This window comes from Megasphaera sp. SW808 (assembly GCF_012027795.1).
Lineage (GTDB): Bacteria > Bacillota > Negativicutes > Veillonellales > Megasphaeraceae > Megasphaera > Megasphaera stantonii.
In genome coordinates, this window is the sequence record NZ_SJOT01000013.1 from 22,173 (window position 1) to 46,988 (window position 24,816).

Annotated in this window: 26 protein-coding genes and 1 tRNA gene; 19 read left to right on the forward strand and 8 right to left on the reverse strand. The window is 57.1% G+C overall.

The window, feature by feature from the left end; genetic code table 11:
• Positions 1–188 precede the first annotated feature (188 nt).
• The 7 genes from E0L13_RS06455 to E0L13_RS06485 are packed head-to-tail and all read left to right on the forward strand — an operon-like array spanning position 189 to position 6,575.
• Positions 189–953, forward strand: a complete 765-nt coding sequence (locus E0L13_RS06455; RefSeq protein ID WP_107196153.1) for a 5-oxoprolinase subunit PxpA — start codon at positions 189–191, stop codon at positions 951–953.
• Positions 954–988: 35 nt separating this feature from the next.
• Positions 989–2,185 carry an NRAMP family divalent metal transporter gene (locus E0L13_RS06460; RefSeq protein WP_168061138.1) on the forward strand — a complete coding sequence of 399 codons (1,197 nt, stop codon included), beginning with the start codon at positions 989–991 and terminating at the stop codon, positions 2,183–2,185.
• A gap of 17 nt (positions 2,186–2,202) precedes the next feature.
• A complete protein-coding gene (gene pxpB, locus E0L13_RS06465) occupies positions 2,203–2,940 on the forward strand; it encodes a 5-oxoprolinase subunit PxpB (protein WP_206081556.1) in 738 nt (245 codons plus the stop codon).
• A complete protein-coding gene (locus E0L13_RS06470) occupies positions 2,930–3,928 on the forward strand; it encodes a biotin-dependent carboxyltransferase family protein (RefSeq protein ID WP_087478147.1) in 999 nt (332 codons plus the stop codon). Before pxpB ends, E0L13_RS06470 begins: the two co-directional genes overlap by 11 nt.
• A gap of 15 nt (positions 3,929–3,943) precedes the next feature.
• Positions 3,944–4,399, forward strand: a complete 456-nt coding sequence (gene accB, locus E0L13_RS06475) for an acetyl-CoA carboxylase biotin carboxyl carrier protein (RefSeq protein WP_168061139.1) — start codon at positions 3,944–3,946, stop codon at positions 4,397–4,399.
• 15 nt (positions 4,400–4,414) lie between these two features.
• Positions 4,415–5,770, forward strand: a complete 1,356-nt coding sequence (accC, locus tag E0L13_RS06480; protein WP_168061141.1) for an acetyl-CoA carboxylase biotin carboxylase subunit — start codon at positions 4,415–4,417, stop codon at positions 5,768–5,770.
• A 16-nt stretch (positions 5,771–5,786) separates the two neighbouring features.
• The gene (locus E0L13_RS06485; protein WP_168061142.1) at positions 5,787–6,575 is read left to right on the forward strand and encodes a putative hydro-lyase; all 789 of its coding nucleotides are present in this window, start codon (positions 5,787–5,789) and stop codon (positions 6,573–6,575) included.
• Positions 6,576–6,643: 68 nt separating this feature from the next.
• On the opposite strand, the gene E0L13_RS06490 is transcribed toward E0L13_RS06485, so the two are convergent.
• From E0L13_RS06490 to E0L13_RS06505, 4 genes are all read right to left on the reverse strand, one after another.
• Positions 6,644–7,459, reverse strand: a complete 816-nt coding sequence (locus E0L13_RS06490; protein WP_168061144.1) for a DUF368 domain-containing protein — start codon at positions 7,457–7,459, stop codon at positions 6,644–6,646.
• A 57-nt stretch (positions 7,460–7,516) separates the two neighbouring features.
• Positions 7,517–8,602: a hypothetical protein gene (locus E0L13_RS06495; RefSeq protein WP_240924679.1), complete on the reverse strand. Its 1,086-nt coding sequence runs from the start codon at positions 8,600–8,602 to the stop codon at positions 7,517–7,519.
• A 99-nt stretch (positions 8,603–8,701) separates the two neighbouring features.
• The gene (locus E0L13_RS06500) at positions 8,702–9,541 is read right to left on the reverse strand and encodes an NYN domain-containing protein (protein ID WP_168061146.1); all 840 of its coding nucleotides are present in this window, start codon (positions 9,539–9,541) and stop codon (positions 8,702–8,704) included.
• A 70-nt stretch (positions 9,542–9,611) separates the two neighbouring features.
• Positions 9,612–10,697 (reverse strand): M48 family metallopeptidase, encoded by a 1,086-nt coding sequence (locus E0L13_RS06505; protein WP_168061148.1) that lies wholly within the window; start codon positions 10,695–10,697, stop codon positions 9,612–9,614.
• A gap of 207 nt (positions 10,698–10,904) precedes the next feature.
• Here E0L13_RS06505 and E0L13_RS06510 point away from each other — a divergent pair, with 207 nt between their 5' ends.
• Positions 10,905–11,783 (forward strand): EamA family transporter, encoded by an 879-nt coding sequence (locus E0L13_RS06510; RefSeq protein ID WP_206081557.1) that lies wholly within the window; start codon positions 10,905–10,907, stop codon positions 11,781–11,783.
• Here the strand turns inward: E0L13_RS06510 and E0L13_RS06515 are convergent, their stop codons facing one another.
• Genes E0L13_RS06515 through murQ form a run of 3 tightly spaced genes read right to left on the reverse strand, consistent with a single transcriptional unit; the run spans position 11,784 to position 15,161 of the window.
• On the reverse strand, positions 11,784–12,866 hold the full coding sequence (locus E0L13_RS06515; RefSeq protein ID WP_168061151.1) for a MupG family TIM beta-alpha barrel fold protein: 1,083 nt from the start codon (positions 12,864–12,866) through the stop codon (positions 11,784–11,786).
• 14 nt (positions 12,867–12,880) lie between these two features.
• Entirely contained in the window at positions 12,881–14,260 is a 1,380-nt protein-coding gene (locus E0L13_RS06520) for a PTS transporter subunit EIIC (protein WP_168061153.1), read from the reverse strand.
• On the reverse strand, positions 14,250–15,161 hold the full coding sequence (gene murQ, locus E0L13_RS06525; protein ID WP_107196162.1) for an N-acetylmuramic acid 6-phosphate etherase: 912 nt from the start codon (positions 15,159–15,161) through the stop codon (positions 14,250–14,252). Before murQ ends, E0L13_RS06520 begins: the two co-directional genes overlap by 11 nt.
• 283 nt (positions 15,162–15,444) lie before the next feature.
• Here murQ and E0L13_RS06530 point away from each other — a divergent pair, with 283 nt between their 5' ends.
• From E0L13_RS06530 to gmhA, 8 genes are all read left to right on the forward strand, one after another.
• Complete coding sequence (locus E0L13_RS06530; protein WP_168061155.1) at positions 15,445–16,635, forward strand: amidohydrolase; 1,191 nt, start codon at positions 15,445–15,447, stop codon at positions 16,633–16,635.
• Between the two features lie 45 nt (positions 16,636–16,680).
• Entirely contained in the window at positions 16,681–16,881 is a 201-nt protein-coding gene (locus E0L13_RS06535; RefSeq protein WP_168061157.1) for a DUF3311 domain-containing protein, read from the forward strand.
• Between the two features lies 1 nt (position 16,882).
• The gene (locus tag E0L13_RS06540) at positions 16,883–17,743 is read left to right on the forward strand and encodes an alpha/beta fold hydrolase (RefSeq protein WP_168061159.1); all 861 of its coding nucleotides are present in this window, start codon (positions 16,883–16,885) and stop codon (positions 17,741–17,743) included.
• A gap of 30 nt (positions 17,744–17,773) precedes the next feature.
• Positions 17,774–19,237 carry a sodium:solute symporter family protein gene (locus tag E0L13_RS06545; RefSeq protein ID WP_206081558.1) on the forward strand — a complete coding sequence of 488 codons (1,464 nt, stop codon included), beginning with the start codon at positions 17,774–17,776 and terminating at the stop codon, positions 19,235–19,237.
• Between the two features lie 40 nt (positions 19,238–19,277).
• On the forward strand, positions 19,278–20,711 hold the full coding sequence (locus tag E0L13_RS06550) for an aspartate ammonia-lyase (protein ID WP_168061161.1): 1,434 nt from the start codon (positions 19,278–19,280) through the stop codon (positions 20,709–20,711).
• Between the two features lie 138 nt (positions 20,712–20,849).
• Positions 20,850–20,926: transfer RNA gene (locus E0L13_RS06555), tRNA-Arg, on the forward strand.
• Positions 20,927–21,089: 163 nt separating this feature from the next.
• Positions 21,090–21,653: a carbonic anhydrase gene (locus tag E0L13_RS06560; protein ID WP_168061163.1), complete on the forward strand. Its 564-nt coding sequence runs from the start codon at positions 21,090–21,092 to the stop codon at positions 21,651–21,653.
• Between the two features lie 18 nt (positions 21,654–21,671).
• The gene (gmhA, locus tag E0L13_RS06565; RefSeq protein ID WP_154877636.1) at positions 21,672–22,229 is read left to right on the forward strand and encodes a D-sedoheptulose 7-phosphate isomerase; all 558 of its coding nucleotides are present in this window, start codon (positions 21,672–21,674) and stop codon (positions 22,227–22,229) included.
• 103 nt (positions 22,230–22,332) lie between these two features.
• Here the strand turns inward: gmhA and E0L13_RS06570 are convergent, their stop codons facing one another.
• Positions 22,333–22,989: a tetratricopeptide repeat protein gene (locus E0L13_RS06570; RefSeq protein WP_168061165.1), complete on the reverse strand. Its 657-nt coding sequence runs from the start codon at positions 22,987–22,989 to the stop codon at positions 22,333–22,335.
• Between the two features lie 139 nt (positions 22,990–23,128).
• Here E0L13_RS06570 and E0L13_RS06575 point away from each other — a divergent pair, with 139 nt between their 5' ends.
• From E0L13_RS06575 to nuoE, 3 genes are all read left to right on the forward strand, one after another.
• On the forward strand, positions 23,129–23,518 hold the full coding sequence (locus E0L13_RS06575) for a NusG domain II-containing protein (protein ID WP_168061167.1): 390 nt from the start codon (positions 23,129–23,131) through the stop codon (positions 23,516–23,518).
• 9 nt (positions 23,519–23,527) lie between these two features.
• On the forward strand, positions 23,528–24,052 hold the full coding sequence (locus E0L13_RS06580; RefSeq protein WP_087478127.1) for a Gx transporter family protein: 525 nt from the start codon (positions 23,528–23,530) through the stop codon (positions 24,050–24,052).
• A 249-nt stretch (positions 24,053–24,301) separates the two neighbouring features.
• Positions 24,302–24,790, forward strand: a complete 489-nt coding sequence (gene nuoE / locus E0L13_RS06585) for an NADH-quinone oxidoreductase subunit NuoE (RefSeq protein ID WP_087478126.1) — start codon at positions 24,302–24,304, stop codon at positions 24,788–24,790.
• Positions 24,791–24,816 lie beyond the last annotated feature (26 nt).

Below are 24,816 nucleotides of genomic sequence, written 5' to 3' on the forward strand. Positions count from 1 at the left end.
GAACGGAAGATAGGCCCTGTTTTTATTAAAAATTTAAGAAAATAGTCGAAATGACTATATATTGACAAGGGTTTCCGTGGTATATTATAATGAATTATAAATATACTTTACTGGATAAAAGCGCTGAGTATGTTTAATATTCAGCGCTTTTTTGTATAAAATATGAAAATAAACGGGAGGAATTTCAGATGATGAAAATCGATTTAAACAGCGATTTGGGCGAAAGCTTCGGCATGTATACTATCGGCAACGACAGCGACGTCTTGAATTACGTCAGCTCGGCGAATATCGCCTGCGGCATGCATGCCGGCGACCCCTTCGTCATGCACAAGACGGTGCGCCTGGCTCTGGAACGGGGCGTGGCAGTCGGCGCGCATCCGGGCTTTATGGATTTGAACGGCTTCGGCCGCCGCAATATCGTCATGAAGCCCGATGAAATCTACGATTTAATCGTCTATCAGGTCGGGGCCCTGTCGGCCTTTGTCAAGGCCGAAGGCGGCAGGCTGCAGCACGTCAAGCCCCACGGAGCCCTGTACAACATGGCGGCCAAGGATCAGGCCATGTCCGAAGCGATTGCCAAGGCCGTGTACGATGTCGACCCGCAGCTGGTGCTGTTCGGCCTGGCCGGCAGCTGGCTGGTCAAAGCCGGGGAAGCTGCGGGATTGCAGACGGCCAGCGAGGTATTCGCCGACAGGACCTATCAGGAAGACGGGTCGCTGACGCCGCGGACGCAGCCGAACGCCATGATTACAGACGACGCCGCGTCGATACGGCAGGTACTGACGATGATTACCGAAGGCAAGGTCCGTACGGCGACGGGCAAGGATATTCCCGTCAAGGCCGATACGGTTTGCATTCACGGCGACAGCCCGAAGGCCCTGGCCTTTGCCAGGAGCATCGGCGAGGCGCTGCAGAAGGAACAGATTCAGATAACGTCCTTTATACACCGGTAAGGGTGTCTTGAGATGAAGGAGGAAGAGGCGAGAGTATGAAAACTAAAAAAGGATTTGATTTCAGCGTGCTGATGGGCGCGGCCTTCCTGATGGCTACGTCGTCTATCGGCCCGGGATTTTTAACGCAGACGACCGTGTTTACGGAGCAGCTGCTGGCCAGCTTTGGCTTCGTCATCTTGACGTCTATTATTTTGGATATCGGCTCGCAGCTCAACGTATGGCGGGTCATCGGCATTTCGGGAAAGCGCGGCCAGGACGTGGCCAATATGGTCCTTCCCGGCTTGGGATACGTCGTGGCGGCCCTGATCGTCATGGGCGGCCTGGGCTTTAACATCGGCAATATCGCCGGCGCCGGCATGGGCTTCAGCGTCATCTTCGGCATGGATACCGTAACCGGCGCGGCCATCAGCGCAGTCATCGCCGTTTCGATTTTCGTGTTTAAAGAAGCAGGCGTGCTCATGGATAAATTCACCCAGGCCGCAGGCGTCGTCATGATTGTGCTGACCTTGTACGTCGCCGTGTCTTCGGCCCCGCCTGTAGGCGAAGCGGTCATGAAGACCTTCGTGCCCGACGTCATCGATCCCTTGGCGATCGTCACCCTCGTCGGCGGCACCGTCGGCGGGTATATTACCTTCTCCGGCGGCCATCGCCTGGTCGACGCCGGCGTTGTCGGCAAGGAAGCGCTGCCCCAGATTACGCGCAGCTCCGTTACCGGCGTCTGCCTGACCGGTGTCATGCGCGTATTCCTGTTCCTGGCGACGCTGGGCGTCGTAGCCAGCGGCCTGCAGCTCGACCCGGCCAATCCGCCGGCTTCGGTATTCAAGCTGGCTGTCGGCGATATCGGCTACAAGGTCTTCGGCGTCGTCATGTGGTCGGCGGCTATTTCGTCGGTTATCGGCGCGGCCTATACGTCCGTTTCCTTTATCCGCACCTTCAGCCCTAAAATCGAAAACAACTACCGCTGGTTTGTCATCGCCTTCATCGTCTTTTCGACGGTCGTCTTCGCCTTCGTCGGCCAGCCCGTCAAGACGCTGATCCTCGTAGGGACGCTGAATGGTCTGATCCTGCCGGTTACGCTGCTGGTCATGATCATCGCGGCCCATAAGAAATCGATCGTCGGCGATTACAAGCATCCGGTGTGGATGAGCATTTTCGGCGTCATCGTCGTTATCATGACGGCGTACATGGGCGTGCTGACTATTATGAAGCAGCTGCCTAAATTGTTTATGTGACAGGGAGGCTGTTACGCTTGAACCATGAATTTACGATAAAACCGTTAGGCGAAGCCGGCGTCCTCGTGAATTTCGGCAGTACCATCAGCCCGGAAATTCACTGCAAGGTCAAGGCGCTGGCCGATTATTTGGAAACCCATCCCTTCGCCGGGATGATAGAATACGTCATTTCGTATACGAGCCTGGCCGTGTACTACAATCCCTTCGTCGTCAAAAAGCAGGCCGGTAAGTATAAAAGCGACTCGGCCCTGGAGATTACGTCGGCGTACCTCTGCAGATGCATGGAACAGCTGGCCGACGTACAGAAGGAAACGGCCCGGGTCGTGCAGATTCCCGTATGCTACGGCGGAGAATACGGGCCGGATATCGACTATGTGGCCCAGTACAATCAGTTGTCTGTAGAGGAAGTCATCGCCATCCATACGGAGCCGGAATACCTGGTGTACATGATCGGCTTCTGTCCGGGATTTCCCTATTTGGGCGGCATGGACAAGCGCATCGCCACGCCGCGCCGCGATACGCCGCGCGTAGCCATACCGGCCTGCAGCATCGGCATTGCCGGCGAACAGACCGGGGGATATCCCCTGAGCACGCCCGGCGGCTGGCAGATTATCGGGCGCACGCCGATGGATATGTTTTCCTTGAAGAAGGAAGACGATCCGAGCCTGCTGCACGCCGGCGACATCGTGAAGTTTTACGCCGTATCGGAAGAAGAATTTGCAGCCTTAAAGGAGGAATACGGCCATGAGTCTTAATATTATCCGCCCGGGCCTGCTGACGACGATTCAGGATACGGGACGCTATGGATACCAGAAGATCGGCGTCATCCCTTCAGGGGCGATGGACGTGTATTCCCTGCGGCTGGCGAATATACTGGTCGGCAATGATGAAACCGAAGGGGCTTTGGAAATCACCCTCATGGGGCCGACGATCGAGTTTACGTCGGATACGCTCATCGCTATTACCGGCGGCGATTTCGGCCCGGTGATCGACGGCCAGAAGGTGCCCATGCACCGTCCCGTCGCCGTCAAGGCCGGCGCGATCCTGCGCTTCGGCCCCTGTGTCGTCGGCTGCCGGGCCTATCTGGCCGTGGCCGGCGGGTACGACGTGCCCGTCGTCATGGGCAGCAAGAGCACCTATCTGCGGGCTCAGTTCGGCGGGTTGGAAGGGCGGGCCCTGCGCCGCGGCGATTTGCTGAATACGAAGGAGCCCAGCGAGTACGGCCAGCAGATGATGTTCAACCTGCTGACCCGCGGCGCTCATTCCTTTACGCATGCCCGCTGGAGCATCAGCAAGGTTCATACGACGCCGGAGCGGCTGCGCAAGCCGATTAAGGTCATGGCCGGACTGCAGTACGACGAGTTTACGGAAAAGGCCAAGTACGACTTCTTCGGGACGGACTTTCTCATTACGACACAGTCCGACCGCATGGGCTATCGCCTGAACGGCCCTAAGCTGGAAATGAAGCGGCCCCTGGAAATGATTTCCGAAGTTGCCGGGCTGGGAACCGTACAGGTGCCGCCCAACGGCATGCCCATCATCCTGATGGCTGACCACCAGACGACGGCAGGCTATCCCGTCATCGGCCAGGTCGCCCAGGTAGACGTAGCCCGCGTGGCCCAGCTCAAGCCGGGCGACCGCATGTATTTCAGGCTGATCAGCAACGAAGAAGGCGAGCGTCTGTTTATCGACATGGAACGCTGCATGGAAAATATAAAGATTGCCGTCGCAGGCATGCTATAACTAGGAGGGATTTGTTTGTTATCGTTAGAAGAAATCAAGGAATTAGTACGAATTCTTGAAACGTCGTCCCTGAATAAGATGGAACTGGCCTACGAGGACGGAAAGGTCCTGCTGGAAAAGGGCGGCGCGCCCGTCGCCGTCGCCGTGCCGCAGCCGATGATGCCGGCTGTCCAGCCGCCTGCCGCCGCTCCGGCTGAAGCCCCGCAGCCCGGCGAGCACATCGTCGAAATTACGGCGCCTATCGTAGGCACCTTCTACAGCGCACCGGACCCCAAGGCGCCTCCCTTCGTAAAGGTCGGCTCCGCCGTGACGCCGAATACGGTCGTCTGCGTATTGGAGGCGATGAAGCTCTTTACGGAAGTCGAAGCGATGGTAGAAGGCGAGATTACGGAAGTGCTGGTAAAAGACGGCGAGTTCGTCGAATTCGGCCAGCCGTTGTTCAAGGTGAAAAAAGGCCATGTCGGCGTATAGAAAGGGCTTGGGCGTATGTTTAAGAAAGTATTGATTGCCAACCGCGGCGAAATTGCCGTGCGAATTATCAAAGCATGTCATGAGTTGGGAATCAGCGCCGTCGTCGTGTATTCCGAAGCCGACCGCGATTCCCTGCCTGTCCGCCTGGCCGACGAAGCGTACTGCATCGGACAGGCCCAGGCCAAGAAAAGCTATTTAGATATTGCCCGCATTATCGAGACGGCGAAGGCGGCCAAGGCCGACGCCATCCATCCGGGCTACGGATTTTTGTCGGAAAACGCCGATTTTGCCGACGCCTGCGCAAACTATCACTTTACCTACATCGGAGCCAGCGGTGAGGCTATCCGCCACATGGGCGACAAGGCCATGGCCCGCAGCACGATGAAGCGCGTCGGCGTGCCCGTTATTCCGGGGACGGAAGACGTCATCTGCGATGAAGACGAAGCGCGCCGCACGGCGGAAGCCATCGGCTATCCCGTGCTGATCAAGGCCACGGCCGGCGGCGGCGGCAAGGGCATGCGCATTGTCGAAGACAGCACGGAGCTGGTCAAGGCCCTGCGTCAGGCTTCGCAGGAAGCGGAGCGCTCTTTCGGCAACGCCGGCGTGTATTTGGAAAAATACTTATCCCATTCGCGGCACGTAGAAATTCAGATCATGGCCGACAATTACGGAAACGTCGTCTACCTGGGCGAACGGGACTGCTCGACGCAGCGCCGTCACCAAAAGGTCATTGAAGAAGCGCCGTCGCCCGTCGTGTCGCCGGACATGCGGAAGAAGATGGGCGAAGCCGCCGTCATGGCCGCCAAGGCCGTCGACTACAGCGGCGCAGGCACCATAGAATTCATCGTAGACGATACGGGAAATTTCTATTTCATGGAAATGAATACGCGCATCCAGGTTGAACATCCCGTCACGGAAATGGTGACGGGGACGGATCTGATCAAGGCGCAAATACTCGTCGCGGCAGGGGAAAAGCTGCCGTGGACGCAGGCCGATATCCGCATGAACGGCTGGGCCGTCGAATGCCGCATCAATGCCGAAGACCCGATGCACAATTTCATGCCCTGCCCGGGGAAAATCACGCGCTACACGCCTCCTTTCGGCCGCGGTATCCGCGTGGACAGCGCCATGTACAGAGGCTGCGTCATTACGCCGTTTTACGACTCGATGATTGCCAAGCTCATCGTATGGGCCCCGACGCGGCTGGAAGCCATCGACAAGATGGAAAAAGCCCTGGCTGATTTTAAAATCGAAGGCGTAACGACGAATATCCCCCTGCAGCGGAAGATATTGATGACAGACGCCTTCCGCTGCGGCCAGGTCAACACGAATTATTTGGAAGAGCATCTGGAAGAGATTTTAAATACGTAGAAAGAAGGGAACTGTCATGGATTTAGCGAAAGCATCTCCGGCAGAAGTGCGAAGCCTCATCCGGGCCGGAGAATTGGATAAGCCGACGAGCGGCATGTGCGCTCCCTACGCCCAGGCCAATATGGCCGTGCTGCCGAAGGAGCTGGCCTTTGATTTCCTGCTGTTTACGCAGCGCAACAAGATCCCCTGCCCCGTATTGGACGTGACGGAAGCCGGCTCGCCTGTGCCGAAGCTCGTGGCACCCGGGGCCGACCTGCGGTACGACATACCGCGGTACCGCATTTATCGCCATGGCGAGCTGACTGACGAAGTGACCGACGCTGCGCCGTTCTGGCGCGACGATTTGGTGGCCTTTTTGCTGGGATGCAGTTTTTCCTTTGAAGGCCCCATGATAGAGGCGGGGCTGGAAATCCGCCACATTACGGACAACCACAACGTGCCCATGTACAAGACGAATATCGAGTGCGTGCCGGCCGGCGTATTTCACGGCCCTATGGTCGTGTCCATGCGGCCCATGAAGCCTGCCGACGCGATCCGGGCCGTGCAGATTACGACGCGCATGCCCTTCGTCCATGGCGCGCCGATCCACATCGGCGATCCCGAAGCGATCGGCATTTCCGATATCGATAAGCCCGACTTCGGCGAACGGTCTGAAATTAAGCCGGGCGAAGTGCCCGTCTTCTGGGCCTGCGGCGTGACGCCTCAGGCTGTGGCCATGGCTGTGAAGCCCGAGTTCATGATTACCCATGCGCCGGGCTACATGTTTATCACCGACGTCCTGAATTCGCAGCTGTCCATCATGTAAGAGAGCATACTAAAAAAGCTGAATGCATACGCTTATGCCGCGTGCATTCAGCTTTTTTTATAAAGGTTTTAGGAAAGCTCCTGTTTTGAAAGAGTGTAGATGACAGCGAAGCCGGCCGCCAGGGGAACGGCGGCGGACACGAGGGAGAGCAGATCCGTCGGGAGGCCGGGGAACAGCTCCCACATGGAGCCGAGGACGAAGCCTAAGATGATGAGGTACGTCGCCTGGGGATAGCGGCTCATAGCTTTTTCCAGCAATTTCGTCGTTGCCACGATGCCGGCGATGACGCCGCCGCCCAAGGGGATGAGCAGGGAAAAGGACAGGCTGCTGATGGCCAGCAGTATCTGGTCGTATACGCCTAAAAGATACAGCAGGTACGATACGCTGATGCCTGGCAGAATGAGGGCGATGGAGGCGACGAAGCCCGTCACGATCCACAGGATGAGGAAGAACAAGCCGACCTCCGTCTGGGCGTGCAGCCCGTCTATAGGCGCGGCGGCGAACAAAGCGACGATGACCACGCCCAAGAGGATATACAGGACGGCCTTAGCTGACAGTCTGGAGATATTTCCTTGACGGAAGGTAATAGGGACGCTGCCGGCTACGGCGCCCAGGAAGAAGTATGACGTGGGGATGGGATACGTTTCCATGAAGTGAAGCAGCGGCTTGGCGAAGGCGATGATGCCGAGGCCGCCGCCGGCGGAGAAGGCGCACAGAAAGAAAAAGGAGGCCTTATCGAGCCGCGTCAGGGCGCTGACGGCGTGAATGAGCTTGTCGTATATGCCTAATACGATGGCCATGGAGCCGCCGCTGACGCCGGGAACGAGCATCGTTCCGCCGACGATCAAGCCTTTTAGAAACGTAACTATAGGAGAGTGCTTCATAATCAATATCGTGTCCTTTCTGTAAAGAGGGCGTATGTCGGTATGTGAAGTACAGTCTTATTCCAGCATCATGCTGTGGGCGTAGCCCGTCGCGCCGTCGTATTCGCCGCCGAGGATTTTTACGAGGACGAAGCCTTTTTCATCGGCCGGGCTCAGTGATTTTACGCGCGTCGGATTCATAAAGACGATGACCTCGTCGGAGCGCACCATCTGGCGAATCAGCTCGACGTCGTGGTTTTGAAAGGCGTCGAGAAATTCTGGAATAGTCCTGGCGTCGCAGACGATGTAGGTGCCGCGGAGCATCAGGTACTCTTTATTCGTCTCGATGGCTGGAAAGGAGGGCTTTTGCTCCGGCGGCACGGCCTTGACTGACGAGTACTGCGAAAAGTCGACGTGAGTCTTGGCGTTTTCCTGCAGCGAGTATAGATAGTAGCCAGCCAGAATCAGGCACAGCAGGACGAAGGGTAGGAAGAGGCGCTGCATATAGTGAGCGGCCTGTTCTAGTGTTTTGTGCGCCTCAGCCTTTCGCTGCGTTTCTTCCTCCGTCGGTTCGTGGAGCGCGCCGGCCATGACGGCCGACAGGGGCAGCCCGTAGTTGCCGATGGGATACAGATTTTCCATCCAGTTCATGCCGCAGGCGCAGGCCATGGCCCGGCTGAGGGAATTGTCCAGGTCTACAGAAATGTTCATGTAATGCATAATCGATAAAAAAGAAAAGTTTTCCAAGTCGGCAATATAGGCCGCGGCGAGAAATTTCAGGTCGCGGACGTAGGCGTCTTCCATGGAAAAGGGCTTGCCGCTGGCTTCGTAGCTGGCCTTGATGGCCAGGAAGAGCTGTTCTGACGAATACGCCGAAAGGACGGCGTTTTTCAGCAATATCTTGATTTCACCGTCCCAGACGTCGGCGAAGGGCTGGCAGTCGGCGACCATGTCGGCCGTGATTTTGCGGCACGTAAACTCGTCCGTCGGCGGCTTGATCAAGAAGGTGAGACCGTGGACGCTGCCGTCGCTGATCCATGCCAGGGACAGGCGGCAAATGCTGTTTAAGTTGTCGTTGGCCAAATCGGCCGTCACGGCGATGGGCCGGTTCGGATGCTTTCGGGACAGCGATTCGAGCGTTTTCTGCATTTGTTCGTCAGACATGGGAACCCTTCCTTTCGTCTGTATTTCCAAGGGAGCAGGCCGATAGGAAAAACGAGGTGCCATGGAATGGGATGGGCCGTTCCATTGTACCTCGCCGTATTAGCGGTAATTCTTGTGATACGGATGGGACGAGCGGGCCGGACGGTACGACGTCTGCGACTTGAGGCGGAAGTAATTGTGCTTTACCGTCTTGTTCTTGTCGTCCGTAATGGTGTTTACGTCGAACAGCTTCAGTGATTCGATAAAGGGGACGAATTTCTTGTAGCCGAAGTTGCGCACGTCGAAGTCGGAGAACTGCTTGCTCAGCAAATTCCCCAGGGTGCCGGAAAAAATCCAGCCGTTGTCGTCGGAGTTTTCTTCGGTCAGCTTGATGAGAGCCTGCTTGATGGTCAGGAAATCCTTGCCCGGCGTTTTTTCGTGAGCCGGTACGTAAGGCTGGGCCGCTGCGGCTGTATCCGGCGTTGAAACAGGCTTAGCTTCTTCGCTTTCGTTTTCTTCCGCTTCTTCCAGCAGGACGTCTAAATACAGAAACTTATTGCACGCCGAGATGAAGGAGCGGGGCGTCTTGCTTTCGCCCATGCCGAGAACGTATTTCTGCGATTCGCGCAGGCGCGATGCCAGGCGGGTAAAGTCGCTGTCCGACGATACGATGCAGAAGCCGTCGAGATGGCTCTGATACAGCAGGTCCATCGTGTCGATGATGAGGGCCGAATCGGACGAATTCTTGCGCGTCGTGTTGCTGTACTGCTGCACGGGCTGGATAGCGTTGTCCAGAATGGTGCTGCGCCACGAGGCCATCTGCGGTGTCGTCCAGTTTCCGTAAATGCGCTTGTATATGACGTCGCCTAAGTTGTTGGCTTCCGATAAGATGACGTCAATGTATTTATTGGAAATATTTTCCGCGTCGATGAGGACGGCTAATTTCATTTCATGATCCATAAATGTGATTCCTCCTGCCTGCTATTGTATCATTTAGGCCGGGAAAATAAAAGATATTGTGTTATGCCGATTACAGCAGGGCCTGCAGGCGGGCCGTCACGGCAGCTGGGTTCGGCTCGGCGCTCAAATCGGCAATGGGCTGGGCTCCGACGTAGAGCATCTGCCCCTGTGTATGGACGGAGGCCGTCGGCCGCTTGCTCTGGTGGTAGACGGCGGCCAGGTTGCCGGCAATCAGATAGGCCTGCTCCAGGCCGCTCATGGAGGCCGTATCGGCCGGGGCGAACCATTCTTTGCCGCGGATGGAAATCATGCCCGTTTCGGCGTCGACCTTGACGACGTTGTTGCTCCATTTCGTCAGGGTCTTGCTGTACGTGTCGCGGCGGCTGACGTTGGTCGGATGGTCGTTGAACAGCTCCATGACGCCGCTCGTCTTGACGGAGCCTCCCTTTTCCAGCATGCGCTGCCATAAGGCGGCTCCCGCGCCGGGGTTGTAGCCTGCGCCGACGGCGTATTCGAAGGCCAGCTTGTCCGCTTCCTTTTCCATGGGCTTGGTGACCAGATTCGCCGTGCCGATTTGCGACAAGATGGCCGAACCAAGCTGGGCCGCGCTGCCGTTGGCTCCGGCTAAGGATGCCAGCAAATCAAGGGGCATGGATTTCTTGACGCCTTCAATGGGATGATTTTTTTGGCCGTGTCCCATTTCATGAGCCAGGACGAAGGCGACTTCGTTTTCGTTGTAGTTCAGGGGCTCAAAGAGGCCGATGTTGACGCTCATGTTGTGGCCGATGGTACAGAAGGCGTTGAAGGACGTGTCGTTGTTGACAAAATAATTGTACGGCTTATCCAGGATGGACGGGTCGATGGCCGCAACGGAACGGGACAGGTTTTCCATGATGCGGGCCGTCATGGCGTTGGCCTGCGGGTCGTAATTGACGCCGTACTGGGCCTTGACCTGTTCCATGAATTCGTCGCGCCCTTCATTGTCCAGATAGCTGAGCTGCTTATTCAGGCTGGCGTACTGTACGCCGGCTCCGATGATCGTGCCGATGGCGCCGAGGTTAATGGCCTGGACTGGCGCGGCCGGGGCGACGGCGGCGCTGAGGCTGATGCAGATGGCGGCGCGTATGGCCGCTCGTTTCCATGATGATGCGGACATGAGAGGTATCTCCTTTCTCCTGCGCAGGCAGGGCGGCAGAGGCGGTATCGGCGAAGCAGATACCGTGACTATACATCGTGCATATACATGTAGTATACCATGCCATAGGCGCGCGGCGATAGCGGAGCGCTTATGGCAGCGTATTGACAATGAGACGAAAGTCTTTTACTATGAAACGCATAACAAAGGGAAAAGAAGGGATGGACTATGACTATACGACTTGACGGCAAGACGGCGCCGTTTTTTATTATCGCCGCCGGCATCTGCTGGGGCGTCATCGGGATTTTTTCCCGTCAGCTGGCGGCGCTGGGATTTTCGCCGGTCCAGATTGCCTTCGGCCGCTCCTTTGTGACGGCAGTGGTCATGGTGCTGTTCATGGCCAGCACGAGGGCGTCGGAGCTGGCCATTGCCAAGCGGGATATATGGATGTTCCTGGGGACGGGCCTGTGCAGCATCGTCTTTTTCAACATCTGCTATTTCACGGCGATTCAGCTGACGACCCTGTCCATGGCGGCTATTTTGCTGTACACCGCGCCGAGCATCGTCATGGTCTTGTCAATCCTGTTGTTTAAAGAGGCTTTCACGCCGGTGAAAGCCCTGTGTCTGGTCCTGGCCTTTGCCGGCTGCGTCCTCGTCAGCGGGCTGGGCGTGGGGAAGGTCAACATTCCCGGCGTCCTGGCCGGGTTGGGCGCCGGCTTCGGCTACGCCCTGTATTCGATTTTCGCCCGCTATGCTCTGGCGAAATACACGCCCTTTGCCGTGACGACGTGGACCTTTGTCGTCGCCGCGGCCGGGCTTGTCGGCTTCAGCCATGCCGGACAGATTGCCGCGGTCGTCCTGACAGTACCCGAAGCGGCGGCGCTGTTTGTCCTGCTGGGCGTCGTGTCGACGGCCCTGCCCTTCGGCCTGTATACGCTGGGGCTCAATAAAATGGAAGCGGGGAAAGCGTCCATTCTGGCATCTGTAGAACCGCTGACGTCGACCCTCGTCGGCGTCGCCGTATTTCACGAACCTCTTACGGCAGCCGGTCTCGGCGGTATCGCCTGTATTTTGGGAGCCGTCGTGCTGCTGAACTGCAGATCCTAATCAGCGGACGAATTCTAAGCGGAATCGCCGTCCCGGCGTGATGTATTTCAGTAAAAATCGTTCTTCCGGCAGGATTTGGGCGGCGATCATCGTCTTGTCGTCGTCTTCGGCGTCGGCCGTCATAATCGCCATTTCTCCCCGGTACCGCAAGTACATATCCGTGTCGATGGTTACGTCACCGCGCCGCAGGCCGCGGCGGGGGCAAGCCTCGTCTCTTACAATGGAGCCGCTCGCGTGAGAGCGGCTTTCCTGCGTCCGTATCATATCGCGGGACGGGTCCAGGCGGGACGTAAAGGTATAGGACAGGAAATCGCGGATCCAGGGCTCGCGGCTGCAGAGGCGGGCCTTTAAGACGACGACGTCCTTTTCTTCGCGGCCCGCTGCGGCGAGGGCTTCCAGCTCTGCGTCGGACGGCTGGGCATCGCCGATGAAGACCGACTGGACGCCTAAGGCGGCCAGGTGCCGGGCCGTCAGGCTGACGTCGAGGCGGCGATGGTCTTCCAGCGTCGGCAGCCCTTCAAACAAAGGCCCGCGCCGGCCGTGCTGGCTGGGAATGAAGGCTCCGACGGACAGGCCATCCTGCTGCAGCCGCGCCGTCTGGGCGGTAAAAAAGGCTTCGCTCAGTCCCGTATGGGGCCGGGGATAGAAGTTGTGCAGGCAGTCGATGCGGGAAAACTCCGTGCCGGCGTCGCGCAGGGCGTCTATGTACTCGGGCTGCACCGTCGAGGCGTTGAGCTGGACGGACATGACGCGGCTGAACAAGGCCGTCTTTCGCACGCCGAAGCCGTAGTCCAGGCGGGCTGTCGTGATGCCCAGTTCCACCAGCTGCTGCGGCTGAAGGCTGTCGGCGCCGAGGATGGCCGCCGTTTGGGGCGATACGTCGGCGACGACGTCTAGGCCGCGCCGCCGTGCCGTCTGCAGCAGGGCGCGCAGTTCCCTGCGCAGCGCTGCAGTGTCTGCTTCGGGAATATGCAGGGACGTAAACACACGGCTTATGCCTGCGTCTGCGGCCTTTTCCAATAATTTCATATGTTCTTCTGCCGCGCCGTGCAGGCCCGGGTACAGGGAGATTCCCGTTTTCATGATGTCGTTCCTCCTTATGGCTCGGGGTCGTCGAAGCCGAGAATCCAGGCGGCGAGGAAGCCGGCGGCGTAGGATACGGCCAGGCCGAGCAGGTAGATGGGAATATTATCGGTGCTGGCTGCCAGGGGCAGGCCGGAAATTCCTAAGGCGGCCGAGCCGACCATGTAGTAGGCCTGGACGGCACCGCCGCAGGCTCCGCCGATGCAGGCGCCGATAAAGGGCTTGCCTAAGGGCAGGGTGACGCCGTAGATGAGGGGCTCGCCGACGCCCATGATGCCGACGGGAAGGGCGGTGGCGATGGTTTTGCGCAGCCCTTTGTTTTTCGTTTTGACGTATACGGCTAAGGCTGCCCCGACCTGACCGCCGCCGGCCATAGCCAGGACGGGCAGGAGAATCGTCACGCCGTAGCGGGACAGCAGCTCGGCGTGAATCGGCGTAAGGCCCTGGTGTACGCCGGCCATGACCATGGGCAGGAAGGCTCCGCCTAACAGGAATCCCGTGACGGCTCCGCCGGAACGGATAGATTCCGTTGCCGCCGCGCCGATGGCCTCCGATATGAAGCCGCCGACGGGCTGGCAGATGCAGAGGGCCGCGAAGGTGGAAACGAGGACCGTAATGAGGGGCGTCGCAAAGAGGTCGAACATGTCCGGAATATGGCGATGGAGCTTTTTTTCCAGCCAGGCGGCGAACAGCGACACGAGGAGGACGGCGACGACGCCGCCCCGGCCGGGCGCGAAGGAGATGCCGTCTGCTGAAATCGACGCCAGAGACGGATGGCTCATGACGGCGGCCAGCACGCCGCCGAGCATGGGCGAACCGCCGAAGGTCTTTACGGCGTTGATGCCGACGAATATATTCAGGCCGAAGAAAGCGGCGCTGCCGGCGACGGCCAGCATTTGCGCAATAGGCGACGCCGCCCACGACGGTTCTATTTTCAAGGCGACGTTCAGCAGTCCCGTAATGAGGCCGCAGGCGATGAAGGCCGGAATGATGGGGACGAAAATGGCGGAAATTTTCTTTAAGGCCAGCTTAGCCGGCGTGGCGTTCTTTTTTTGTATGGCGTCGTGGAGCTCTTTCCCGTCGCCGACCGACGCGGCCTGGGCAAGGGAGGAAATCGTGCCGCCGTCGGACTTGGGCGTCGCGCTGTCTTTTTCCAGAAGGGCTTTAAACTCCTTCGTCACCTTGGTGGCCTTGCCGGGGCCCAGGACGATCTGCCATTCGTTGCCGGACTTGTTGACGCCTAAGACGCCGGGAATCTTTTTGATTTCCTCAACGGGTATGCCGCCGTCCTTGACGTGAAGGCGCAGGCGGGTCATGCAGTTGTAGGCGTGGGCGATGCGTTCGGCCGGCCCGACGGCGGCCAGCAGCTGTTCCGCTAATTCTTTATCGGTCATGAGGTGTCTCCTTGCATACCCGGTCTATGTATCCGCCGTGCGCGGCAAGCCGCTGCTCCGCTTCGGCGGCGGACACGCCGAGGCGCAGCATGACGATGGCCGTTTTAGCCTGCCCGCGGCATTGAAGCAAGGCCTGTTCGGCGTCCCTTCGTCCGCATTGGGCCGCCGTCATGACGATGCGGCAGGCTCGTTCTTTCAGCTTTTCATTAGAGGCCTTTACGTCGACCATGAGGTTGCCGTATACCTTGCCGAGCCGTATCATGGCCCCTGTAGACAGCATGTTGAGGATCATCTTCTGCGCCGTGCCGGCTTTCATGCGCGTCGAGCCGGTGATGACCTCCGGGCCGACGAGGGCGCATAAGTCGATTTGTGCATACTGGGCGATAGGGGCCTGAGGCGAGCAGTCGATGGAAATCGTCGCCGCGCCGACGGAAGCGGCGTACTGAAGTCCGCCGAGGACGTAGGGCGTCCGTCCCGACGCGCTGAGGCCGACGACGACGTCTTTTGCCGTCACGGCCTTGGCTGCCAGGTCGGCCCGTCCCATGTCCTGTGAGTCTTCGGCACCTTCCTTGGCCCGGAAGATGGCTTCGTACCCGCCGGCGATGAGGCCCTGGACCATGTCGGGGTCCGTGCTGTACGTCGGCGGACATTCGACGGCGTCGAGTATGCCCAGCCGTCCCGACGTACCCGAACCGATGTAAAATAACCGCCCTCCTTGCCGCAGCCGGCCGGCAATCAAGTCGACGGCGTCGGCAATGGCCGGGGCGATAGCGCCGACGGCGAGGGCAGCCTTTGTATCTTCTTCGTTGATAAGGCGTATCATATCCAGCGTAGACAGCCGGTCTATATGCCGCGTCTGTTCGTTGCGCTGTTCTGTTGCGATAGCGTGGAGATCAATCATATGCAGAGGTCCTTTCTTTACTTATACCTTCCATTATAGAAAGGATGGCATAGACGCGCAAGCCTTACTTTTTCTAAACTATTTCTAACTATTTTGTAAAAAATACGGGGCTTTTATTGACAAGGCGAAAGGGAACCCCTATAATGGCTTTAATTTCATAGTACGTGCGGCAAAGGCGCTGTTGAATCTGCATTCAACGGCGCTTTTTTGCGCGGCTGGAGGGAAAACGGAGCCGCGCGGCGCGTAGTGTGAAAGAATCTGAACGGCAGAGGGGGAACTACTGATGAACGACGCCGATATGATTAAAACATATATGAAAACATACGAAGGACAGATTCGCCAGTGGCGGCGGCAGTTTCACGAATATCCGGAAACGAGCTTTCAGGAACGGCGGACGACGCTGCGAATCGTCAATATTCTGGAAGACATGGGCATTCCGTGCGAAGTGAATCCGGAGCAGCATACGGGCGTAGTCGCCAAGATTGAAGGGGATCATCCGGGAAAAGCTGTGGCCCTGCGGGCCGACATAGACGCCCTGCCCGTACAGGAAGCAAACGACGTGCCCTTCAAATCGCGCTGCAGCGGCTGTATGCACGCCTGCGGCCACGACGGCCATATCGCCGTGTTATTAGGGGCGGCGCGTATGCTGGTCAACATGAAGGACCGGCTGTACGGCACGGTGTATTTGATTTTTCAGCCCGGCGAAGAAACGGGGCGCGGCGCGCCGTATATGATACGCTTTGGAAACTGGTATGAAGAAATCGGCTCCATCTTCGGCGGCCATCTTTGGATTGATGTGCCGTCGGGGAAGGTGTCCGTCGAAAAAGGCGAACGGATGGCGGCGGCCGATGAATTTACCATTCTCGTACACGGCCTGGCAGGCCACGGCTCGCAGCCTCAGCAGACCGTGGACGCTACGGTCGTCGCGTCGGCCATAGTCCTGAATTTGCAGAGCGTCGTGTCGCGTCATGTCAGCCCGCTGGATTCGGTCGTCCTGACGATCGGGACCATGAAGAGCGGCACGCGGTTCAATATCATTTCCGGCGAAGCGGAGCTGTGCGGCACGACGCGGTATTTCAAGAAGGAAATGGCGGAGGACATCAAGACGACGATGGAACGGATCGTTCAGAACACGGCGGCGGCTTACGGCGCCTCGGCAGAATTGCAGTACCGGGTCATGGTACCGCCCGTCGTCAACGAGGAAGGCTGCTCGGCCATTGCGGAAGACGCCGTCAGAAAGATTTTGGGCGGCGACGCCGTGACGACGCTGGAAAAGACGACAGGCGGCGAAGACTTCGCCTACTATCTGGAGAAGAAGCCCGGGTGCTTTGCCCTGATCGGCATTTATAATCCCGACGTCGGCGCCGTGCATTCCCATCACAGCGATACCTTTACGCTTGACGAATCGGCGCTGCCGGGAGCGGCCGGCATCTACGCCATGTACGCTGTAGACTGGCTGCGGCTTCATTCCTAACAGCCGCGCCGCACATTGTTTTGCAGTAAAAAGGGGGAACCTGCTATGAAATGCCTATTGACGGTGATTCCGTTTATTTGGATTATCGCGGCTCTGCCGTTTGTGAATACCTTTCATCCGCAGCTTGCCGGGCTGCCTTTCCTGGCCTTTTGGATTCAGGCCGGCGTCATCGTAACGGTGGCCTGTATCCATACGCTGTGGGTATTGGATAAAAAAGACCGGCTGCGGTCTAAGAAGGAGATGTAATATGACGCTGCATTTGGAATATATGTATCAAGACCCGCCCTGCCGTCCCGGAGAGATACCGCCGGCTCTGGAAGGGCTGAGTATTCTCAGCGGCGGCGGGGACGCCCACATATACGGAAAGGTGATGACGCCGGGAAGGCCGCCGGGGGAACGGCGTCCCTGCGCAATCCTGCTGCACGGGTATCCGGGATATACGTCGCTGTTCGATATCGGCCAGGGGCTGCGCCGGATGGGAGCCGTCGCCGTGAGCATATCGTACCGCGGCTGTTGGGGAAGCGAAGGCCAATATACCTTGTCGGGCATCATTGAAGACGCCGTGGCCGCGGCGGAGTGGGCCCGGACGACGGAAACGGCTTCTAAATACGGCATTGATACGGACAAGATGTTCTTCATCGGCCACAGCATGGGAGGATTTGCCGCCGTGAACGCCATGCGGCGTCTCCCCTGGATTTGCGGCGCCGCCGTCATGGCTCCTTACGATTTTCCGTCGTTGTTTGAAAGGGGCGACGAAGAATCGCTGAAGGAGCTGCTGATTCAGGGAGCCGACGTCCTGCGCCTGTCCAGTATGAAGGACTTATATGAAGACGCGCAGTATTGTCTTCACGCCGAGTTCGGCCTTCTCCATGCCGCCGAAGACCTCAAAGACAGGAACCTGTACTTCATCGGCGCGGCGAAAGACGACGTCGCGCCGGCGGCAGACATGATCGGGCCGCTGTGGCGGCAGCTGCAGCTCCATGAAACGGCGGCTGTGCAGCAGTTCGATATGCTGGAGGCCGACCATGCTTTTGATGAAACACGTCTGACTGTCGGCGCGATGCTCGGCCAGTGGATGCAGGCCGTGCTCGATAAGGCGACGTCGTAAAGTATATTTGTTCGCGAGGGGGAATGTATTATGGAGGCAATGAGCGCACTGGTTATTTTATTTGTCTTCATCATCGGGATCGCCGTGCTGGGCGCAATTCCCGGATTGAAAGATAAGCACATGAACGCCGAGAACTGGGCCGTCGGGGGACGGAATTTCGGACGCTGGCTGAACTGGTTTATCATGGCAGGCGAGGTGTATACGGCCTTTGCTTTTTTGGGGGCCAGCGGCTGGGCCTACGCCAAGGGCGGCCCGACCTTCTATATCCTGGGCTACGGGGCGCTGGCCTACGTCGTCGGCTATCATATTCTGCCGAGGGTCTGCCAGTACGGCCATCGCCATCAGCTCGTCACGCAGGGCGACTTGGTCGAATACCTGTACGACAGCCGGCCTTTGGGTATTTTAGTATCCTGCATCGGCGTCGCCTTTCTGCTTCCGTATTTGCAGCTGCAGCTGACGGCGCTGGGCCTTATCGTAGAAGTCACGTCTTTAGGCGCGATCCCACGGGTATACGCCATGGTCATCGCCTTCGTCATGGTCGCCCTGTTCGTATTTTTGAGCGGCTTGAAAGGTGTCGCTTCGACGGCTGTCGTCAAAGACGTCATGATGATGGGTTCCATGTTGTTCTTCGGCTTGTATCTGCCGTACCATTACTGCGGCGGCATCGGCGAAATGTTTGCCCAAGTCGAAGCGATGAAGCCGGGGTTTATGATGTTTCCCGGCGGGACCGGCAATCTGGACATTATCTGGGCCATGACGACCCTCGTCGTCATGGCGGCGGGGTTTTACATGTGGCCGCATTTTTCGACGAACACCTTCAGCGCCAAGGATCCCGATGTGCCGCGGCATAACGCCGTATGGCTGCCCGTGTGCCACCTGTTTCTCATCTTCCCGATGATCGTCGGCTTTACGGCCGTCCTGGTATATGCGGACAATCCGATTCCCGTCGCCGACATGGCCTTCTTATACATGGTCAAGGATTCCTTCCCCGTATGGGTGCTGGGACTTATCGGCGGGGCCGGCGCCCTGGCCTGCATGATTCCTGCGGCCGACCTGCTACTGTCCACGTCCCTTCTCATTTCCCGCAATATATACATTAAAGGGCTGCGCCGCGGCGACGAAGGGATTTCGCCGGAGCACATGAAGCGGACGGCGCGATACTTGATTCTCATTTTGACGGCGGCGGCGCTGTATCTGTCTATTTTCCACTCCAATCTGCTCGTCAACCTGCTGCTGACAGGGTATTCCGGCGTCACCCAGTTTTTCCCGCTGCTGGTTTTGGGGATGTTTTGGAAGCAGGCCAGTAAGAAAGCCGCCCTTTGCGGACTGCTCGTCGGCGAAGCACTCGTGTTCTATCTCATGCTGAATCAGATGGACCCGCTGCCGGTGCTGGGCGGACACTTTAACGCCGGGTTTATCGCCTTAGCGGCGAACTTCGTCGTATTTGTTCTCGTCAGCGCCGTGACGAAAAACGGCAAGACGCGGTTAGTTTAATATTTTGTATTTTGCTTGCTGTATCATTGGAGGGACACCTATGCGGAAAGAACATGATTTTTTAGGGACGATGAACGTACCGGATGACGTATACTACGGCGTGCAGACGATGCGGGCCGTTAAGAATTTTCATATTACCGGTGAACGGCTGGATCCGGATTTTATTAAGGCCCTGGCGACTGTGAAAAAAGCGGCGGCGCTGGCGAATATGGAAACGGGGCGATTGAATGCTATCGTCGGGAAGGCGCTTACGCGCGCAGCCGATGAAATTATAGACGGACAGTGGCTCGATCAATTTCCCGTCGATCCGATTCAGGGCGGCGCCGGCACGTCTATCAACATGAATATGAACGAAGTCCTTTGTAATCGGGCTCTGGAAATCTTAGGCAAGCCGAAGGGTCGATACGACATCATTTCGCCGAACAACCATGCCAATATGGCCCAGTCGACGAACGACGTATTTCCGACGAGCATTAAAGTCTGCCTTGCCGCAAAAGGGAAGGCCTTGGCCAGTACGCTGCGGACGCTGGAATTTTGGCTGGATGAAAAGACCGATGAATTTAGAAACGTATTGAAAATGGGCCGCACGCATTTGCAAGACGCCGTGCCGATTACGTTAGGACAGGAAATGGCCGCCTATGCGTCCGCCGTTCGCCGCGCCCGCAGGCGAATCGAAACGTCTCTGGACGACGTGCATGTCGTCAATATGGGCGGCACCGCTGTCGGCACAGGGCTGAACGCCGAACCGGAATACAGCAAGCTGGCCGCGGCGAAGTTGTCGGAGCTGACGGGGGAAATGTTCGTTACGGCCCGCAATATGGTCGATGCCACGAATAATACGGATGTATTTGCCGACGTATCGGGAAGCATGAAATCGGCGGCGCTGGTACTGATTAAAATGGCAAACGACATACGCCTTATGGCGTCCGGACCGAGATGCGGCCTTCATGAATTGAACGTGCCGCCCCGTCAGCCCGGGTCGTCTATTATGCCGGGCAAGGTGAATCCCGTTATCGCCGAAGTGCTGGATCAGACCTGCTATCAGGTTATTGGCAACGATATGGCGATTACGCTCGGCGTTGAAAACGGCCAGTTTGAATTGAACGTCATGGAGCCGGTCATGGCTTTTAATCTCTTTCATTCTATGGACTATTTGACGAATGCTGTACAGACCTTTGTAGATTACCTTCTGAAGGACTTGCAGGCGAATACGGACGGCTGCCGGCATTGGGTGGACCGCAGCGTAGGCGTGATTACGGCGCTGCTGCCGCATATCGGTTACGAAGAAGCTGCAATGCTGGCTAAAGAAGCGTACAGCACGGGACGGCCCGTCCGGGACATCATTTTGGCTCACGGCACCTTGACGAAAGAACAGCTCGACGTCATTCTTTCGCCGCAAGAAATGACGAAGCCGGGAATTGCGGGAGAAACGTTCCTCCATCGTCAGGACGGCCGGAAATTAGCTTCGAATTAACAGCTGTACATCACGCCGCCTCTGCGCTTTTCGATGCCGAGGCGGCGTTTTTTGTGTGCAAGGAGCCGGTCATTGTTTAATCTCCACTTTATTTTTTTATAGATTCATGCTATCATACATAGCGTATAGTATTATTGTGCGCCCATAGCTCAGTTGGATAGAGCAGCAGTTTCCTAAACTGCGTGTCGGATGTTCGAGTCATCTTGGGCGCACCATTTTTTTATGTAGGAGCCAGTCCGGACAGTCTTTTGGTATCGGCGTCGTGAAATGCGGCGATAGGAAGGCGTTCGGAGCAGACGAAATGAATAGAAACAAATAGATGAATAGGTTAAGGCTAAGCAGCTCGCCAGAGCCGCGCGGCCATAGGAGGAACAGATCATGTCAGCATTGATACAGCAAATTACGACGGCGAACGAAGCCTTTGTCAAGGAAGCCCTGGCCCAGGGCGGTTTGGACGAAGTCAGCAAATACCCGAACCGCAATCTGGCCGTCCTGACCTGCATGGATACGCGTCTTCTCGACTTTCTCGAGCCGGCCATGGGGCTGCGCCGCGGCGAAGCGAAGATCATCAAGGTCGCCGGCAACACGGCCTTCGACGACTTTGACAGCGTAATCGGCAGCCTGATGGTAGCCGTGTACGAGCTTCACGTCCACGATATCGTCGTCATGGGCCACGACGACTGCGGCATGCTCAACACGACGTCGGACAGCCTGAGCCGGAAAATGGCCGAAGCCGGCATCGAAAGCGCCGTCATCGAAGCCGTGCGGCCGAAGCTGCAGAAATGGGCCGACCCGATCGGCGACGTCGATACGTCCGTAAAGGAAACGGTACGGCGGCTGCGCAGCAACCCCTATTTGCCGAAGGATATCGCTGTCTATGGCATGGTCATCCATCCGCACATCGGGGAAATCCGCGTAGTAGACGATAATTCCAATGTCTGATGAGGAGGCGCTATTACTATGAATATCATTGAAGAACGCATGGCGGAACATGAAGCCGTATTTCAGGCGACAAAGGCCTTAGCTCCGTCCATTGCCGAAGCCGGCGATATAATCAAGACGGCCTTGCAGACGGGACATAAAATTTTGTTCTGCGGCAACGGCGGCAGCGCCGCAGATTCACAGCACTTGGCGGCGGAAATCGTCGGCCGATTCCAGAAGGAACGGCGGGCCTTTCCGGCGATTGCCCTGACCGTCGATACGTCCGTCCTGACGGCCGTGGCCAACGATTACGGCTATGAAACCGTATTCAGCCGCCAGGTCCAGGCCTTGGGGAACGAAGGCGACGTCCTCGTCGGCATTTCGACGTCCGGCAACAGCGGCAACGTCCTGGCGGCCATTGCCGAAGCGCGGGCCAAAGGCATGAAGGTCATCGGCATGACGGCTATCGGCGGCGGCAAGATGAAGGAGCTGTGCGACGTCATCCTGGCTGTCCCGGCAAAGACGACGGCCCGGGCCCAGGAAATGCACATCATGATCGGCCACATCCTCTGCGAAATTGCCGAAGAAGACATGTAACCTGTATAAGAACGGAAAAACGCTGCTGCCTGAACTACGGGCGCGCAGCGTTTTTTTATGAAATGATATGGGGCTTGTATTACGTCTGGCCCGGCGCGAGGACTTACGGCGATACGAGGGCGCGGAACTCCGCGTCATTGCGGATGGAGTCAAAGTGGGATTGCGTGCGGGCCGCTTCCAAGACGTTTTCTTTGTCCAGTGCGGCGGCCTTTTTCAAATAAACTACGGCGTTTTTGGCGTCGCCCTTATCGCCGTATATGGTCGCTATGCCGTAATAGCTCCACGTATTGTTCGGGTCAGCTGTCAATACCTTTTGAAAATAGGATATGGATTTGTCGTACTGGCCGTCGATTTTATACGCTAGGGCCAGGTCGTAAAAGGCCGGGACGTAATCGGGCTGCAGGGCCAAAGCCTTTTGAATGGACGCGATGCCGTCGGCGACATCCTGACGGCTCCCCGTCTCGTTGCCGCGCATGGCTAAAGCGACGCCCTTTCCCGATAAGGCCTGGTAATTGCGGCCGTCGGTCTGTATGGCCTTGTCGTAGGCGGCGATGGCCGCGTCGTATTCGAACCGGCTGTAGGCGGCCAGTCCTTCCTGGCAAAATCGTTCTGATTCAGCGCTGATAGGCGGCGCGGTTTTCATCTCGGACTGCTGTTGCTGGGGCATGTTTGGCTGCCCTTCGTCTTGGGATGAGCTGCACCCCGAGGCGGCGAGGGCGAGGATGGATGCTAAGACGGCGAGGCATATCTTGTATTTCATGGCGAGGGCTCCTTTTTCAGATAGTATTTCTTTTCCCTATTATACTAAAATTTGCTATAATTAGAATACGTTGATTACCGGTGCTGCACCGCGCCGATGAGGCAGGAATGGCTGTCTTTCGGCGGATAGGAGTCGTGTCATGATAAAAAAATGGGATATTATCCTCATAGCGGCGCTGCTGGCGGCTTCCTTCATTCCCGAGGGAGTATTCCTGCTCGGCGGCAATTCGGCAGACAAGGGCGGGACGTACGCCGTCATACAGGTCGATGGAACAGAATATAAAACCGTACCGCTGTCAGAGCATCGCGGCACGGATACGTTTACGGTCCGTACCGAATCGGGCTATAATACGGTCGTCGTGAGAGATCAGGAAATCGGCATCGTCGAGGCGGACTGCCCCGATAAAATCTGCATTGGAGAAGGCTTTATTTCCCAGCCCGGTGCGACGACGGTCTGTCTGCCTCACAAAGTCCTCGTAGAAGTGCGCTCGTCCCATGGCGGCGAGCCCGATGTTATTCCCGCCCGGTAGAGGTGTCACATGAACAAAACCTTTCGCATCATCATATTGAGCCTGTTTGTCGCCCAGTCCCTCGTCTTATATATCGTCGAGGGCATGCTGCCCGTGCCGTTCATTGCGCCGGGCGCTAAGCTGGGCCTTGCCAATCTCATTACGGTCATCGCCTTGTACGCCCTGCCGAAAAAGCGGGACGCCTGCCTGATTTTGCTGCTGCGCGTCGCCTTATCGACGGCCTTCGGCGGCGGCATCAACGCCTTTTTGTACAGCGCGGCCGGCGCGGCCTTTAGTCTGGTGAGCATGATTGCGCTGAAACGGGCGGGACGGTTCAGCTTGATCGGCGTCAGCGCAGCCGGCGGCGTGTTTCATAATCTGGGACAAGTCATCGTCGCTTCGTTGGTCGTGGAAAATATCAAAATCATGCTGTATTTGCCGGTGCTTTCCGTTGCCGGCGTCGGCACGGGGATTCTCATCGGCGTAACGGCCTCTTTTACGCTCGCTCACTTGCGGAAGCTTCCCGTATACAAGCGGATGCAGCAGCTAGTTTGACAATTACATATACAGCCTTTTGGGCGCAGACTCAGGGATGCAGATGGAGACCGTACTCTATTTGCATCCCTGTTTTTTATAGTTGACGAAAATTATTACAAAAACGTTTAATAAAGTTAAAAGATTCACAAATAATTAAATAGAAAGCATATTATACTTAAATGTTTACATTTTGATAAAAAAGTTGTATAGTATCATTATCGAAATGCAATGGGAAAATGAGAAAATTGCATAATATGGGAGGCGGATATGATGACATCGAATAGCGTACAAGAAGCGTTTGAACAGAAAAAAGATAAAATTGATGAAATCATGAGGAAGTATGAAGGGCAGGAAGGCTCGCTGATCGCCGTCCTGCAGGACGTGCAGGATTTATTTAATTATTTGCCCCGGCCGTCGCTGGTGTACATTGCCGAACGGCTTCACGTGCCGATTGCCGACGTGTACGGCGTCGTAACCTTTTATTCCCAGTTCCATTTGAACCCGCGGGGACGCAATATCATCTGCTGCTGTCAGGGGACGGCCTGCCACGTCCGCGGCGGCAAGCACATTCTGGCCGAGCTGGAAAAGCAGCTGGGCATCAAAGCCGGCAACACGACGGACGATCAGAAGTTTACGCTGGAAACTATCGCCTGCCTGGGCGCCTGCGGCATGTCTCCGGTCATGCAGATCAACGGCGAAACGTACGGCCGGCTGACGAGCGACGATATATCCCGTATTTTGGCCAGCTACGAATAAGATCGATTCATTTTACCGTGAAGGGA